We start from the raw sequence: 16288 nt of genomic DNA on the forward strand, positions 1-16288 counted from the left end.
AATATTGGAATAATCACTACAAATACAAATATAATACCGATAACCTAATCTTTCAGACGGCCTGCCGTATAAAGGCCGTCTGAAAAACTATCCATACATTTCGAATCAAACACTATGTCTTCACTCGTCCTTAAACTCAAACAGACCCAGCAGCTCAACCAGCGGCTGCAGCAGTCTCTGCGCATCTTGCAGATGTCGGGTCTTGAGCTTGAGCGCGAAGTGGAAGACTGGTTGTCGGACAATCCTCTGCTTGAGCGTCCGGAAAGCGATGAGTTTGCCGATAGCGGGCTCAACCGTGCCGTCACCATGCCGCGTGCCGGTCAGCAGTTGGGCGGCGGCGATGCCGAAGATATTTGGAGCAACATCGCCGAAGAAGAGGATTTCAAACACTATCTGCATGCCCAAGTGTGCGAGCATCCGCTCTCTCAAATAGAAGCGGTCTATGTTCATGTATTGATTGATTTTTTGGACGAACAAGGCTACCTCACCGACAGCCTCGAAGAAATCATCGACCACACGCCGTTGGAATGGATGCTGGACGAAGAAGCCCTGCAAAATGCGCTGGACGTATTGCAAACCTTTGACCCGCCCGGCGTGGCGGCGGCCGATTTGACCGAGTCGCTCATGCTGCAGCTGATGCGTTTGCCGGCTTCTCCGGCCAGACAAATGGCCGCGCATTTGGTGCAAAGTTCGCTTCAAGATTTGGGCAAAAACCGTAAACAAAACGTTCTGCGTTTCCGCAAACTTTATCCCCAGGCCGACAGCGAAACCATAGAAGCCGCGCTCGATATGATTGCCGGCTTGAATCCTTATCCGGCTTACGGCTTCGCTTCTGCCACCCCTACGCCTTATATTCAGCCTGACGTTTGGGTCAAAGAGGGCAAGGACGGCTGGGAAGTCATCAGCAACGAAGCGGCCTGGCCGAAGCTGCAGCTCAATCAGGAATATTGCGACCTGATGAAATCGGCGGAAGAGGGCGCGCCGGAGTGGAAGGAAAAAATCAGCGAAGCCAAACAGCGCATTGATTCTTTGGAATTGCGCAAAAGCACAGTCCTCCGCCTTGCCGAGTATATTGTCAAAAATCAGGAAGATTTTTTCATCTTCGGCGAAATCGGCCTGTCGCCCATGCTGATGAAAGATGCTGCCGCCGAATTGGGTTTGGCGGAAAGCACCATTTCGCGCGCCGCCAACCAGAAATATTTGTCTTGCCCGCGCGGCCTGTTTGCGTTACGCTATTTCTTCACACAGGCAGTCAATGCCGACGATGAGGGCGAAGGGTTCAGCCAAGGCGCAATCAAAGCTGTCTTGAGCCAGCTGATTGAAAGCGAAGACAGCAGCAAACCTTATTCGGACGAGGCCCTCGTCAAATTATTAAAACAACGCGGCATTGAAATCGCCAGACGTACAGTGGCTAAATATAGAGAATCATTAGACATCCCGCCGGCACACAAACGAAAATTTACCGAGTAGATATATTCCGATCCGTTTTGACGGACTAACCAACCGAAGGAGCTGTATCATGAATCTGAAAATCACCGGTCTGAATTTTGATGTTACCGAAGCCATCAAAAACTACGTTTCCGACAAGTTGGCACGAATCAGCCGCCACGCCGACAACATCATTTCCGTGACCATCACGCTCTCGGTGGAAAAAGTCAGCCAAAAAGCCGAAGCCGATGTCCATCTGGCAGGCAAAGATTTGCACGTTGAAGCGATTGAACAGGATATGTACGCCGCGATTGATGTTTTGATGGACAAACTCGACCGCGCTGTTTTGAAACATAAAGAAAAAAGTGGCGATGTCCGCAGCACTGTCAAACCTGAAGCAGAATAGAATAAAGTTTTTGTATGATAAAGGCCGTCTGAACCATTCAGACGGCCTTTTGTTTTGCTAGAAGTTTTAGACTGGCAATCTAGTTACTCACTTTTTGACCATTCCATGGTGCCACTTTAAACAGCAGCAACATGCCGGGTATGCCTAGGGCAAAACACAGCCAGTAGAAATTGAAGTAACCCATCGCTTCAATCAGATAGCCTGCCGAAGCATTGATAAATGTACGGGGAACGGCTGACAGGCTGGTAAAGAGGGCCAATTGTGTGGCCGTGAAAGCAGGATTGGTTTCACGGGCCATATAGGCGACAAATGCCGCCGTGCCCAAGCCTACGCCTGCCGCTTCCGCACCAATCACGGCGGCAAGCATCATTTGTTCCGTCAGGGTAATGGTTTCAAATTTACCGAAACCCGCCAGCCAGGCAAAGCCTAGAATCGTTACCCATTGCGCCACGCCGAAAACCCATAATGCCCTGTTGATACCGAGTTTCAACATCCAAATACCGCCGGCGATACCGGCAATGACGGCAGGCCATAAACCGGCATTTTTGGCAATGAGGCCGATGTCGGTTTTGCTGAAGCCCATGTCCAGATAAAACGGCGTTGCCAGGGAAGTCGCCATACTGTCGCCCAGTTTGTAGAGGAAGATAAACAGCAACACCAATATGGCTTGTTTGATTCCTTTTCGGGAGAAGAATTCACTGAAAGGGTCGGAAACCGTTTGGGCAAATGTACGCGACACGGATGGTGGAATGTCAGGCTCTTTCGCTAAAAACAGGGTCATCAGCAGACCGGGCAGCATAAATAGTGCAGTAATGATGAATACGTTGTGCCAAGGCATCAAGTCGGCCAAAATTAAGCTGAGCGAGCCGGGTACCAAAGCGGCGATACGGTAGGCATTGACGTGGATAGAGTTGCCTAAGCCTAATTCTTCATCTGACAAAATTTCGCGGCGAAATGCATCCAATACAATATCTTGGCTGGCAGAAAAAAAGGCGACCACCAACGATAAGCCCATAATTACATATAAATGCTGGGCAGGATTTAGGAAGGCGTAAATGAGCAAGGTCAGCAGCAAACCAATTTGTGTCACCAGCATCCAACCGCGCCGACGTCCTAAGAAAGGTAATTTGACCAAATCAATGACGGGAGACCAGATAAATTTCCAAGTAAAAGGCAGGCCGATGAGTGCCATCAGGCCGATGGTTTTCAAATCGACGTGTTCGCTGCGCAACCATGCCGGAATCAGGTTGATCAGGAAATAAAGCGGCAACCCCGAAGTGAAGCCTGTAAAGATACAAATCAGCATACTGCGCGAGAAAATCTTGCGCCAAGTGCCGGATTGGGGTGCGGTTGTCATAGTGAAATCAATAAAAAAGAAAAGAGATATTGTAGCAAAGATGGGGGATATGGCGAATGAACTTCTGTTATCTTTATCGAATAATGAAAGGCCGTCTGAAACTTTAGCAAATTAAGTTTCAGACGGCCTTTTGTCGGAACAAGCCAATCAGGTTTTGAAATGCCCGTAAGACAGGCAGATATGTTTGTTTTACGGATATTTTATTTTCAGACGGCCTTCGATGCTGCGTTGCAGTTGCGGTAGAAGGCAATCAGACCATTGGTGGAGCTGTCGTGTGCCGGCGTGCCGCGTTCGAGTTCGGGTTCGATGGTTTTGGCCAGCTCTTTACCGTATTCCACGCCCCATTGGTCGAAGGGGTTGATACGCCAAATCACGCCCTGTACGAAGGTGCGGTGTTCGTAAGCCGCCATCAGCATGCCGAGGTTGAAAGGTGTCAGGCTGTCGATGAGCAGGCTGTTGCTCGGGCGGTTGCCGGGGAATTCTTTCTGTGGCGCAAGTCGGTCGCGTTCGTCTTGGGGTAGGGCGGCCAATTCGATTTGGACTTCGTCTAAGGTCTTGCCTTTCATCAGCGCTTCGGCTTGGGCGAAGGCATTGGCAACGGTAAAGCGGTGTTGGCGGTGGTTGCCGTAGATTGTGGTCATGGGGACGATGAAATCGACGGGAATCAGACGCGTGCCTTGGTGTAAAAGCTGGAAGTAGGCGTGTTGGCAGTTGACGCCTTCATCGCCGAAGACAATGCCGCCGGTGGTGCAGGAAACGGGTTGGCCGTCTGAAGTACGTTGTTTGCCGAGGCTTTCCATATCGAGCTGGTTGAGCCACGGGGTGAAGAGGCGCATGTTGTGGCTGTATGAGACAACGGTTTGGCCGTCTGAATGTTGGAAGTTGTTGTACCAAACGTTGATGAGCGCCATCAGGACGGGAATGTTGCGGCGGAATGGTGTCTCGAAGAAATGGGTATCCATCGCGTGCGCACCGGCCAGCATTTTGCGGAACGCTTTTTCTCCGACGGCAACCATCAGCGGCAGGCCGATGGGCGACCAGACGGAATAGCGGCCGCCGACCCAGTCGGACATGGCGAAGACTTTGTCGGGGGAAATGCCGAAGTTTTGGGCGGCGGCCACATCGGCGGAAATGGCGCAGAAGTGGCGGTAGATACCGGAATCGGGCAAACCTGCATCGCGGTACCAAGTACGCGCCGCATAGGCATTGAGCAGGGTTTCCGGTGTGCGGAACGATTTGCTGGCAATGCTGAATACGGTGGTCTCGGGGTTGAGGCCGAGAAGGGTTTGGGTCAGGTCGGCATCATCGGAGTTGCTGACAAAGTGGACGCGGATGTTTTGCCAATAGGGTTGCAGCGCCTGTGTGGCCATACGCGGGCCCAAATCGGAGCCGCCGATGCCGATGTGAACCAAGTCGGTAATCGGTTTGCCGGTAATGCCTGCGTGGGTGCCGTCCAAAAGTTGGCGTGCGAATTCGAGGGTGCGGTTGAGTTCGTGATGAACTTTGGACACGATGTTTTCGCCGTCGACGTAAATGGGTTGGGCATTGGCCGGCAGGCGCAGGGCGGTGTGGAGGACGGCGCGGTGTTCGCTGGTGTTGATTTTTTCGCCGTTGAGCATGGCCTGCATATATTGTGGCAAATCGGCTGCTTCGGCCAGTCGGCACAATAAATCAAGGGTATTTTCATCCAGACGGTTTTTGCTGTAATCAAATAACAAACCGTGCAGAATTTCGTGCATATTGTTGAAACGTTCGGCATCTGCTGCGAAACGTTCGCGCAGAGTAACGTGTTGCGTATCGGCATGATGGGCTTCCAAGGCCTGCCATGCGTCTGAGTATGCGGTCATCTCGTTTCCTTAGTATGTAACGGTAAAATAAGCAGGATAGATAGGTATTTCCTACTTTTTTGTAGTGGCTTGTAGTTTAACAAATTTGAACAGGTTTTGGGAGGTGGCGGGGGTGGTTTTGTTTAAGAAATGTATGCAAAATGAAAAAGAAATGATTGATTATCATCAAGTTTCTGTAAAAAAAGGGGTATGACACCGATGTCTGCTGTGTTATCCTATGTAACATTATTGAAATCCTGTCGGGGCGGGTTCGTAAGATGGCTACAATTTATGATGTCGCTGCTTATGCCGGAGTGTCTCCCAAGACGGTCAGCCGGGTGATTAACGGCGATGCGCCGGTCAGCGATAAAACCCGTTCCAAAGTAGAAACAGCGATTGCCGCTTTGGGCTATATCCCGTCTTCTGCGGCGCGGATTATGCGGTCCCACCGTTCCGGCTTGGTCGGCCTGATTACCGGCGCCATTTCGCGGACGGGCGAGAATACGGGCGGACACGGCATTCCGGATATGTTCTTGATTAAGGGCATTCAGCAGCGGATTCGCGCACAAGGCAAGATTTTGATGATTGCCGACATCGACAACAAGCCGGGTCAGCCCGGTCAGATGGAGCCGCTGATCCGTACCTTTATGGAACACCGTGCCGAGGGGATTTTGTATGTAGCCGGTTTCCATCAGGAAGTATTGCTGCCGGAAGTGCCCAACCGTTGCCCGATGGTGTTGGTCAACTGCTTTGATTTGGCAGGTACGCCGTCGGTTTTGCCGGATGACGAAGCGGGGCAGTATGGCTTGGTGCGCCGGATTATCCAAAGCGGACACAAACGGATTGCTTATGTGACTTTGCAGCCGGGCGTGGAAGCGACGAGATTGAGATTGGCCGGATACCGCCGTGCTTTGGCTGATGCGGATATTGTCTTCGATCCTGATTTGGTGCAAACTGGTTATCCTGACTTCAGCAACGACAGCGGGTCTTTGATTTCGGCTATTTTGAAACTGTTGTCTTTGCCGCTTCCGCCGACGGTAATTTGCTGCGGCAACGATGAAATGGCGGTGCGCGTGTACGGGATTTTGAGGACGCGCGGCATGCGGGTTCCCGAGCAAGTCTCTGTTGCCGGATATGATAACCACAGCGCGATTGCGGAAACGCTGTTTCCGCCGTTGACCAGTACCGAACTGCCGTATCTACGCATGGGTGCGATGGCGGCGGATTTGCTGTTCCAATACATCGAAGATCCGGCCGGTGCGGTTCAGCCAGTCAAGGTCGTTGGGGAAACCATCTGGCGTCAGTCTGTGATTAATAAATAGTTTCAGACGGCCTGAAAATAATAAGCTTTAAACAACACAAACACACATCAAAATAAGATTCATGTGAACGGTCAAAATAAAGGCCGTCTGAAAACGGAGTTGCCTCATTAAAAAAGGCGGCTCAATACAATAAAAGCAAAAGCGTCATACCGCTGAAATTGGAGTTTGTTGTTTCCATAGTTTATTATCCAGGAGTAGCCTTCCTATGAAAATCTCCCCACAAGTGGCGATGACACTTCGCCAGATTATGCTGATGAACTTCGGTTTCTTCGGCATTCAATACAGCTTCGGGTTGCAGCAGACTGCGATTAACCCGATTTTCAGCTTTCTTCATGCCGACCCGAGCCAATTGCCGATTTTGAATATGGCAGGCCCGATTACCGGTTTGCTGGTGCAGCCGATGATTGGTGCAATGAGTGACCGCACTTGGGTGCCGGGATTGGGCCGCCGCCGTCCGTATTTCTTGATCGGCGCCATCGGTTGCAGCCTCTGCCTATTTATTTATCCGCACGTTACCGCCTTGTGGGTGGCCGTATTGCTGCTGTGGCTCTTGGACATCAGCAACAACACGGCAATGGAACCTTTCCGTGCCTTTATTGCCGATACCGTTCCTGAACACCAGCAATCCACCGGTTTCTTGATGCAGTCCGTGTTTACCGGTTTGGGTATTACCCTGGCCAACGTTTCCCTCTACATCTTCCAACAAATCGGCTGGTTGCAACAAACCTCCGAAGCGGGCATTCCGTATTGGGTATTCGGTTCGTTTTATATTGGTGCGGTCTGCTCCATTGGTTCGGTTTTGGTTACCGTTTTATCAACAGCCGAACGCGAGCCCAGTCCTGAAGAAATGGCGGCCATTAAAGCCCAGCCGAGCGGTCCGGCCCATGCTGTTAAAGATATTGTCGTTGCCGTGCGCGAAATGCCGACTGCCCTGTGGCAACTGGCTTTGGTGTATCTCTTCCAATGGTACGCGCTCTTCATCTACTGGCAATATATTTCCCACAGTATCGTCCAATCCGTCTGGGACTCGACCGTTGAGAATACCGAAGCGTATAGCCAAGCGGTTGCATGGACCGGCCTGGTAAACGGTTTCTACAACGTGGTAACCTTTATCTCCGCCTTCGGCCTGATGTGGATGGCGCGCAAATACGCCGCCAAATATGTTCACGCCTTTGCCGTAACCCTTGCCGCGCTGGCCTTGCTCACCATTCCGCACATCGGCAACAAATACCTGATGTTTGCGCCGATGATTGGTTTCGGTGTCGGTTGGGCAAGTATGATGGGCGTGCCGTTTATGATTGTGGTCGGCTCTATCCCTAAAGAACGTTACGGCGTGTACATGGGTATTGTGAACATGATGATTGTGATTCCTATGCTGATTGAAACCGTATCTTTCGGCTGGGTGTACAGAACTTTCTTGGATTCAAACCCTGCCAACGCGATGACTTTTGCCGGTGTTTCCCTGGCCATTGCCGCCGCATTGACCTTAACCATTAAAACTGCGGCCAAACCGGCTACTGCAGAATAACGAAGTTTTGATTTAAAACCAAAATAAAAAGGCCGTCTGAAACATGAAAGGGTTTCAGACGGCCTTTTTGGTCGAAAAAAATCATATTTGCCGACTTGATTCGGTAAGCCTTATTGCCGCCGAGCTACCGTTCATCACTCAAATTGGCTATGACTACCGATTTTGCTTTACAATATCCTTCTTTAATTGATTTCGTTTTACCATCCTGATGACAGAACACATTTCCGCTCCAAGTCCATCTCCTGTCGGCGAAGACTACCTGCTGTTAGGTCAGTACGCCGAACGCGCCTATCTCGAATACGCCATGAGCGTGGTCAAAGGCCGCGCGCTGCCTGAAGTTTCAGACGGCCAAAAGCCTGTACAACGGCGTATTTTGTTTGCCATGCGCGATATGGGTTTGACAGCGGGCGCGAAGCCGGTGAAGTCGGCGCGCGTGGTCGGCGAGATTTTGGGTAAATATCATCCGCACGGCGACAGTTCCGCCTATGAGGCGATGGTCCGCATGGCGCAGGATTTTACCTTGCGCTATCCCTTAATCGACGGCATCGGCAACTTCGGCTCACGCGACGGCGACGGAGCGGCGGCGATGCGTTACACCGAAGCGCGGCTGACGCCGATTGCGGAATTGCTGTTGTCCGAAATTAATCAGGGTACGGTAGATTTTGTACCGAACTACGACGGCGCGTTTGACGAACCGCTGCACCTGCCCGCCCGTCTGCCTATGGTCTTGCTCAACGGCGCATCGGGCATTGCAGTGGGCATGGCGACCGAAATCCCATCACACAATTTAAACGAAGTGACACAGGCGGCGATTGCGCTGTTGAAAAAGCCGACGCTGGAAACCGCCGACCTGATGCAATATATTCCCGCGCCCGATTTTGCCGGCGGCGGTCAAATCATCACGCCGGCGGACGAATTGCGCCGGATTTACGAAACCGGCAAGGGCAGCGTGCGCGTGCGTGCGCGTTACGAAATCGAGAAGCTGGCGCGCGGACAATGGCGCGTGATTGTGACCGAGCTGCCGCCGAACGCCAATTCCGCCAAAATCCTTGCCGAAATCGAAGAACAAACCAACCCGAAACCGAAAGCGGGTAAAAAGCAGCTGAACCAAGACCAACTTAATACCAAAAAGCTGATGCTGGATTTAATCGACCGTGTACGCGACGAGTCCGACGGCGAACATCCCGTGCGTCTGGTGTTCGAACCGAAATCCAGCCGCATCGATACCGATACCTTCATCAACACGCTGATGGCGCAGACTTCGCTGGAAGGCAATGTGTCCATGAACTTGGTGATGATGGGGCTGGACAACCGTCCCGCGCAGAAAAACCTGAAAACGATTTTGCAGGAATGGCTGGATTTCCGCGTCGTTACCGTAACACGCCGTCTGAAATTCCGTTTGAACCAAGTGGAAAAACGGCTTCACATCCTTGAAGGCCGTCTGAAAGTCTTCCTGCACATCGACGAAGTGATTAAAGTCATCCGCGAATCAGACGACCCGAAGGCCGATTTGATGGCGGCGTTCGGGCTGACCGAAATCCAAGCCGAAGACATTTTGGAAATCCGCCTGCGTCAGTTGGCGCGTTTGGAAGGTTTCAAACTCGAAAAAGAATTGAACGAATTGCGCGAGGAACAAGGCCGTCTGAATATCCTTTTGGGCGACGAAAACGAAAAACGCAAGCTGATTATCAAAGAGATGCAGGCGGACATGAAGCAGTTCGGCGACGCGCGCCGCACGCTGGTGGAAGAAGCCGGACGCGCAGTGCTGACGCAAACCACCGCCGACGAGCCCATCACGCTAATTCTGTCGGAAAAAGGGTGGATACGCAGCCGTGCCGGACACAACCTTGATTTGAGCCAAACTGCATTCAAAGAAGGCGACCGCCTCAAGCAGACCCTCGAAGGCCGAACCGTTTTGCCCGTCGTCATTCTCGACTCATTGGGTAGAACCTACACGCTCGATGCCGCCGAAATTCCCGGCGGACGCGGCGACGGCGTACCGGTTTCATCCTTAATCGAGCTGCAAAACGGCGCCAAACCTGTCGCCATGCTCACCGGCCAACCCGAACAGCACTACCTGCTCTCAGGCAGCGGCGGCTACGGCTTCATCGCTAAGTTGGCCGATATGGTCGGACGCGTGAAAGCGGGCAAAGTAGTGATGACCGTGGACAGCAGTGAAACCGTCCTGCCTCCGGTTGCCGTCTATGCTTCTTCGCTCATCAATCCCGACTGCAAAATCGTACTGGCCAGCAGCGACCACCGTCTCTTGGCGTTTTCCATCGGCGAACTCAAAGTCATGCCCAAAGGCCGCGGTTTGCAGCTGATGTCGTTGGCCGAGGGTGCATCTTTGGAACACGTTATGGTAACGACCTCTCCTGAGTTTACCGTTGTATCGGTCGGCCGACGCGGCGCAGAACATCAGGAAAAACTGCGTATTGCCGATATTGACGGCAAGCGCGGTAAAAAAGGCAAGGTATTGGAAATATCAGGCCGTCTGAAAAGTTTGTCTTAAGGCAAAAACCAATATATTCAAATAAATTAAATTTACTACGACATTGCATGAAAATAAAAAAGGTTCACTTATGAACAGAGCCAATCTTCAAGAGCTGGGTAATCTGAGGGAGCGGATTCCCGGCGTCATCAACATTGCCCGAATAGCCATCGTCTTGCCGCTTTTGGTTTTGCACGCTTTCGGCAGCTATACGGGCGGCAATCTGATTGGCGTTTCGTTGCCGGCAGTTGAGTTTTATATTTGGATAACGCTGTATTTCTTCCTGATTATGCTCTCCGTGCTCCGCCCGGGCTGGCAGTGGCAATCCTTGGATTTGCCCAATGCCAGCGCCGTGGTCGACATTACCATGATCATGGTTTTGGTGTATATCTCCGGCGGTACGGCTTCAGGTTTCGGGATTTTGGTTTTGCCGTTTGTTGCCACGTCGTGTCTGCTCAGTTATGGCCATTATCCCATGCTGTACGCAGGCTATACGGCAATGCTGTTTATTTTGAACCTGTTTTTAGACGGCAGTATGCGTTTCGATTCGTTTAATTGGGACGCAAAATCAGTGGCGAATTCTTTAATGCTGATCGGCGCCAGCTATCTGGTGGCGATGTTGACTTCGTTTGCCGCCCGTTATCTCGAACAGGCCACAGAGTCCGCCAGCCGCCATCAATTAGCCTACCGCCGTATCAGCGGCCTGAACCATTTGGTTTTAAACCGTGTACAGGAAGCGGTGGTGGTGATTGATGCGACCCAGCGCGTGTGGCTGTTTAACAAACAGGCAAAAATCTATTTTCCCAGCCTGATTATCGATCAGCAGGAAATCGTGTTCGGCGAACTGGTGGCCCGATGGCAGCGCCAACCCGACAAACCTTTTGAAACCGATATTCATATTTTTCAACACGCCATGCACGTCCGTGCCGTTCCGCTGATTCAGGAGCAGACCGAGCTGCTGATGCTGTATGTCCGCTCATTGCGTGAAGTGGCTGCAGAGGCCATGTCCACCAAGCTGACTTCGCTTGGACAGTTGACTGCCAACCTTGCCCACGAAATCCGCAACCCGATGTCCGCCATCCGCCATGCCAGCGATTTGTTGCAAGAGGGAGACGAGGCAGATCCGCTCAAGGCCAAGCTCTACAACATCATCGACAGCAATATCCAACGCATCGACAAGATGTTGGAAGACGTATCCCTGATTAACAAACGCGACAACATCAGCCGCCAGCCGGTCAATCTGATGAAATTCTGGTTAGAGTTCAAGCAGGAGTTTACCTTGAACAATCCTGATGCCATCGGCTGTCTGCGCATGAATATGGACGGCAACAACCTGACCGTATTGGTCGATCCTATGCACTTGCAGCAAGTGATGTGGAACTTGTGCAACAACGCTTGGCGACACAGCCGTCAGGACGAAAACGCCATTACCGTCCTGATCCGCCCCAGCGGCAGGATGCATATTTCCATCGTCGTGGCGGACAACGGCAAAGGTGTGCCGCCGGATGTGCGAAACCATCTGTTCGAGCCGTTTTACACCACCGAAAAACAAGGCACCGGTTTGGGGCTTTACGTCGCACGCGAGTTGGCACACGCCAATATGGGACAGCTGCATTATCACCCTGAAATGAACGGGTTCGAACTGATTTTACCGAAGGAGCAAGCGCAGGATGAATAAATTGCAAGAGCCGGTTTTGGTTGTCGATGACGAGGCAGACATCCGCGACCTGATGGAAATGACCCTGATGAAAATGGGTCTGCGTGTCGATACGGCGGCTGGTGTTGAAGAAGCCAAAGACAAGCTGGACAACAACGATTATTCGCTGGTGTTGACCGATATGCGTATGCCCGACGGCTCCGGCCTCGAGGTGGTCCAATACATTGACGAGTTGATGCTCGATACACCCGTTGCCGTGATTACGGCTTTCGGCAATGCCGACCAAGCCGTTGAAGCCTTGAAAGCAGGCGCGTTTGACTATCTGCAAAAACCGATTACGCTGTCGCAACTGCGTTCGTTGGTAAAATCGGCCGTATCGGTTTCAGACAATACCAACGAACCCACGCCGTCTGAAAAAGTCAAATCTCAGCCGGCGCCTGTTTCTGCCGCCCTGTATAAACCCGAACCCCAGCCGGTCAAGCCTGTTGTTACGCCGCCCAAGAGCGTGCAGAGCGAATTTAACCGGCCTTTGACCGTTCCGGAAGGGCTCAATTCCTTAAAAGAGCGGTTTTCAACCGGCAATATCAATCCTGCTTTGCAAGAAGAGCCTATCCTGAAAGGCGACGACGATATGCCGCGCCTGTTGGGTACTTCGCCGCAAATGGTCGAAGTGCGCCACCTGATTCGCAGATTGGCACGCAGCCTGGTTCCCGTTTATATTTCCGGCGAATCCGGTACGGGTAAAGAGCAGGCGGCGCGCACGATTCACGAGCTGTCCGACCGCGCCGACAAACCGTTTATTGCCGTCAACTGCGGCGCGATTCCTGAAAACCTGATGGAAAGCGAATTTTTCGGCTACAAAAAAGGCAGCTTTACCGGTGCGGACCAAGACCGTCTCGGCTTTTTCCAACACGCCGACGGCGGTACACTGTTTCTCGACGAAGTTGCCGATTTGCCGCTTGCCATGCAGGTCAAACTCCTGCGCGCCATCCAAGAAAAGGCCGTGCGCCGTATCGGCGATGCGCGGGAAACCTTTGTGGACGTACGCATTATTTGTGCAACCCATAAAAACCTCGAAGCCTTGGTTGAGAGCGGCGCATTCCGCCAGGACTTGTATTACCGCCTCAACGTTGTCTCCCTACACATGCCGCCTTTACGCGAAATGCGCGAAGACTTGGGCGCGCTGATTCTGTATTTGCTGTACAAACACCGCCACGGCAATCAAACCTACAAACTCAGTCCGAAAGCCCAAGAAGCCCTGCTGCATTACAGCTATCCCGGCAACTTCCGCGAGCTGGAGAATATCCTCGAACGCGCCGTTGCACTGACGGTCGGCCAAGTGATACAAGTGGACGACTTGCAGATTCAAAACGCCCCGCAGGCCAAGGCCGATCGCAGCAGCCTTTCTTTTGACGACATCGCCGAACCTGACGCGCGCGAAACCACGCTCAATCACAGCCCCATTCCGCCGTTTGATCCGCGCACCATGCAGATACAGGATTACCTCGACCAAGTGGAACGCAGCATCATCGAGCAGGCCTTGCAGCAAACCCGTTACAACCGTACCCAAGCCGCCAAACTTTTGGGCATCAGCTTCCGCTCCATGCGCTACCGCATGGAACGCTTGGACATCAATTAAAACGTTCAGACGGCCCAAGTTCAAGGCCGTCTGAAACATAAGCCTTATGTACAAGATTTATTTTGACGAAACCGCATCTGCCGAACTTCGCAGCCTTGCCGCGCCTTTCGGGCTGACCGTTATCGACCGGCAGCCTGAAGCAGGCAGTTTCCTTATTGCTGACGAAAGCGGCATCAGTTTATGCCGCGCCGGTGAAAAAGGCCGTGTCCGCGTTGATTTTGATGGCGGTGCCGCCCATTATCGGCGCACTAAAGGCGGAGGCGAGTTGATTGCCAAAGCCGTCAATCATACTGCGCAACCGACTGTCTGGGACGCTACCGGCGGACTGGGGCGCGACAGCTTCGTGCTTGCCTCGTTGGGTTTGAATGTACACACTTTTGAACAAAATCCTGCGGTTGCCTGTCTACTTTCAGACGGCCTCAACAGGGCTGGGCAAAGTGAAGAAACACGGGAGATTGCCCGGCGAATTACTTTGTATTTCGGCAATGCCGTTGATTTGATGCAGGAATTATCTGCGCAAAACGGCAGGCCCGATGTGGTGTACCTCGACCCGATGTACCCGGAACGCCGCAAAACCGCCGCCGTGAAAAAAGAAATGGCTTACTTTCACGACTTGGTCGGCGCGGCACAAGACGAAGCCGAGTTGTTGGAGGCGGCATTGGATACCGCCAAAAAGCGCATTGTCGTCAAACGCCCGCGCTTGGGCGAATTTCTCGACGGACGCAAACCGGCATATCAATACACCGGCAAAAGCACGCGTTTTGACGTTTACCTTCCGACAAGGCCGTCTGAAGACTAGAAGCAAACTTGCAACATATCAAAAGAAACCGCCGACGTTATCAGCGCGGCGGCAAAGTGTGCTATAAATACCTTTTCCCAAACTTCATTGGAGCAAACAATCATGGAATTAGTATTCATCCGTCACGGACAAAGCGAATGGAACGCGAAAAACCTTTTCACCGGCTGGCGCGACGTCAAGCTGAGCGAGCAAGGTTTGGCAGAAGCCGCCGCAGCAGGTAAAAAGCTGAAAGAAAAAGGCTATGAATTCGACATCGCCTTTACTTCCGTCCTGACCCGTGCCATCAAAACCTGTAACATTGTTTTGGAAGAATCTGACCAACTGTTTGTTCCGCAAATCAAATCATGGCGTTTGAACGAGCGCCACTACGGCCAGCTGCAAGGTTTGGATAAAAAACAAACCGCAGAAAAATACGGTGACGAGCAAGTCCACATTTGGCGCCGCAGCTACGACACCCTGCCTCCGCTGCTTGATCCTAAAGACCCGCATTCCGCCCACAACGACCGCCGCTATGCCAACCTGCCTAGCGATGTTATTCCCGATGGCGAAAACCTCAAAGTTACCCTCGAGCGCGTCCTGCCTTTCTGGGAAGACCAAATCGCTCCGGCCATCCTGAGCGGCAAACGTGTTTTGGTTGCGGCACACGGCAACTCCCTGCGCGCGTTGGCCAAACACATCGAAGGCATTTCCGACGAAGACATCATGAGCTTGGAAATCCCGACCGGCCAGCCGCTGGTGTACAAATTGGACGAAAACCTGAAAGTGGTTGAGAAATTCTACCTGTAAGGTAAAGGGAAAAAGGACGTGGCGAACACGTCCTTTTTTGTATTTGTCTGTTTGAGGCCGTCTGAAAGCAATTGATGGCAGGGCGAAATGAAAAAAGGACGCGTAAAGCGTCCTTGATGGAGATTAAACCCTGTATTACTGGTTTTTCTCGATAACTTCTTTGAGGTGGGGCATAGGGCTGTAACCGCTTTGGCTGCGGCCGTTAGGGAAGACCAGGGTCGGCGTGCCGTTGAAGCCGAATTGTTCGCCCAATGAAGTGGTTTCCGCAACAGGGTTTTCGCAGTTTGCTTTGCCGCTTGGGAGTTTGCCTTTGCGCATCCAGTCGGTCCATGCCTGGGTCGGATTAGGTTGGCACCACAACAGCTCGGCCTTGCGCGCGGCATCAGGGTGCAGGCTTGGAATCGGCATCATGAAGGTGTAAATCGTGATGTCGGTCATTTTTTCAAATTCATGCTCCAAGCGTTTGCAGAACGGGCAGTCCGGATCGGAGAAAACGGCGACTTTCAGTTTGCCGTTGCCGCGCACTTCTTTGATGGCTTTGTCCAAAGGCAGGGAAGCGAAGTCAATTTTGTTCAAATCGGCGGCGCGTTCTTCAGTCAGGCTTTGGCGCGTGTTGACGTTGATGAGGTCGCCGACGAGCATATAGTCGCCTTTGGCATCGGTATAGATGATTTGTTTGCCGCTGACGACAACTTCGTAAATGCCTTTAATCGGTGTTTCACTGACGCTCAAAACTTTCAAATCTTGGGCGGCATAGACTTTTTCTAAACGCGCTTTCAAAGAAGCGGCAACGGATTTGTCGGCAGGCGCTTCCGCTTTGGCAGCCGGAGCAGGCGCCGCGTTGGCATTGGATACGGCAGGTTGACCACATGCCAACAAAGGAAGGACGGCAAACGGTGTTAAGATTTTGATTAACTTGGTTTTCATGCGAGAGACTTGCGTGTGTTAAAAGTAAGGCATTGTATCAAACCTCTGTCATGCCTGCATTGTATTGAGGCTCAATTTATCGTCTGAAAATAGCTTTCGGCTGTTAAAATACGAAAAAATGA

12 protein-coding genes are annotated in these 16288 nt (G+C 52.1%); 9 read left to right on the plus strand and 3 right to left on the minus strand.

Annotated features, from left to right (window positions below):
- The first annotated feature begins 114 nt into the window (after window positions 1–114).
- Both rpoN and hpf read left to right on the plus strand, forming a co-directional pair.
- Window positions 115–1470, plus strand: coding sequence for an RNA polymerase factor sigma-54 (gene rpoN, locus FOC66_RS10220; RefSeq protein ID WP_003748341.1), 1356 nt, complete (start codon window positions 115–117; stop codon window positions 1468–1470).
- Between the two features lie 49 nt (window positions 1471–1519).
- Window positions 1520–1834: a ribosome hibernation-promoting factor, HPF/YfiA family gene (gene hpf, locus FOC66_RS10225; protein WP_003748344.1), complete on the plus strand. Its 315-nt coding sequence runs from the start codon at window positions 1520–1522 to the stop codon at window positions 1832–1834.
- A 79-nt stretch (window positions 1835–1913) separates the two neighbouring features.
- On the opposite strand, the gene FOC66_RS10230 is transcribed toward hpf, so the two are convergent.
- Window positions 1914–3191, minus strand: a complete 1278-nt coding sequence (locus FOC66_RS10230) for an AmpG family muropeptide MFS transporter (RefSeq protein ID WP_003748345.1) — start codon at window positions 3189–3191, stop codon at window positions 1914–1916.
- 206 nt (window positions 3192–3397) lie between these two features.
- Window positions 3398–5038: a glucose-6-phosphate isomerase gene (gene pgi / locus FOC66_RS10235; RefSeq protein ID WP_003748348.1), complete on the minus strand. Its 1641-nt coding sequence runs from the start codon at window positions 5036–5038 to the stop codon at window positions 3398–3400.
- 257 nt (window positions 5039–5295) lie between these two features.
- On the opposite strand from pgi, the gene FOC66_RS10240 reads away from it, so the two are divergent.
- The 7 genes from FOC66_RS10240 (at window position 5296) to FOC66_RS10270 (ending at window position 15239) form a co-directional block, all read left to right on the plus strand.
- Window positions 5296–6339 carry a LacI family DNA-binding transcriptional regulator gene (locus FOC66_RS10240; RefSeq protein WP_003748350.1) on the plus strand — a complete coding sequence of 348 codons (1044 nt, stop codon included), beginning with the start codon at window positions 5296–5298 and terminating at the stop codon, window positions 6337–6339.
- Window positions 6340–6544: 205 nt separating this feature from the next.
- Window positions 6545–7867 carry an MFS transporter gene (locus FOC66_RS10245; RefSeq protein WP_003748352.1) on the plus strand — a complete coding sequence of 441 codons (1323 nt, stop codon included), beginning with the start codon at window positions 6545–6547 and terminating at the stop codon, window positions 7865–7867.
- 208 nt (window positions 7868–8075) lie between these two features.
- Window positions 8076–10379, plus strand: coding sequence for a DNA topoisomerase IV subunit A (gene parC / locus FOC66_RS10250; protein ID WP_003748354.1), 2304 nt, complete (start codon window positions 8076–8078; stop codon window positions 10377–10379).
- Window positions 10380–10449: 70 nt separating this feature from the next.
- On the plus strand, window positions 10450–12036 hold the full coding sequence (locus FOC66_RS10255) for a two-component system sensor histidine kinase NtrB (protein ID WP_003748356.1): 1587 nt from the start codon (window positions 10450–10452) through the stop codon (window positions 12034–12036).
- Complete coding sequence (locus tag FOC66_RS10260) at window positions 12029–13654, plus strand: sigma-54-dependent transcriptional regulator (RefSeq protein WP_003748358.1); 1626 nt, start codon at window positions 12029–12031, stop codon at window positions 13652–13654. The genes FOC66_RS10255 and FOC66_RS10260 overlap by 8 nt, the downstream gene beginning before the upstream one ends.
- Window positions 13655–13700: 46 nt before the next feature.
- Window positions 13701–14453 (plus strand): class I SAM-dependent methyltransferase, encoded by a 753-nt coding sequence (locus tag FOC66_RS10265; protein ID WP_003748361.1) that lies wholly within the window; start codon window positions 13701–13703, stop codon window positions 14451–14453.
- 102 nt (window positions 14454–14555) lie between these two features.
- The gene (locus FOC66_RS10270; protein ID WP_003748363.1) at window positions 14556–15239 is read left to right on the plus strand and encodes a 2,3-diphosphoglycerate-dependent phosphoglycerate mutase; all 684 of its coding nucleotides are present in this window, start codon (window positions 14556–14558) and stop codon (window positions 15237–15239) included.
- 135 nt (window positions 15240–15374) lie between these two features.
- On the opposite strand, the gene FOC66_RS10275 is transcribed toward FOC66_RS10270, so the two are convergent.
- On the minus strand, window positions 15375–16166 hold the full coding sequence (locus FOC66_RS10275) for a DsbC family protein (RefSeq protein WP_003748365.1): 792 nt from the start codon (window positions 16164–16166) through the stop codon (window positions 15375–15377).
- Window positions 16167–16288 lie beyond the last annotated feature (122 nt).

This window comes from Neisseria mucosa, assembly GCF_013267835.1.
Lineage (GTDB): Bacteria > Pseudomonadota > Gammaproteobacteria > Burkholderiales > Neisseriaceae > Neisseria.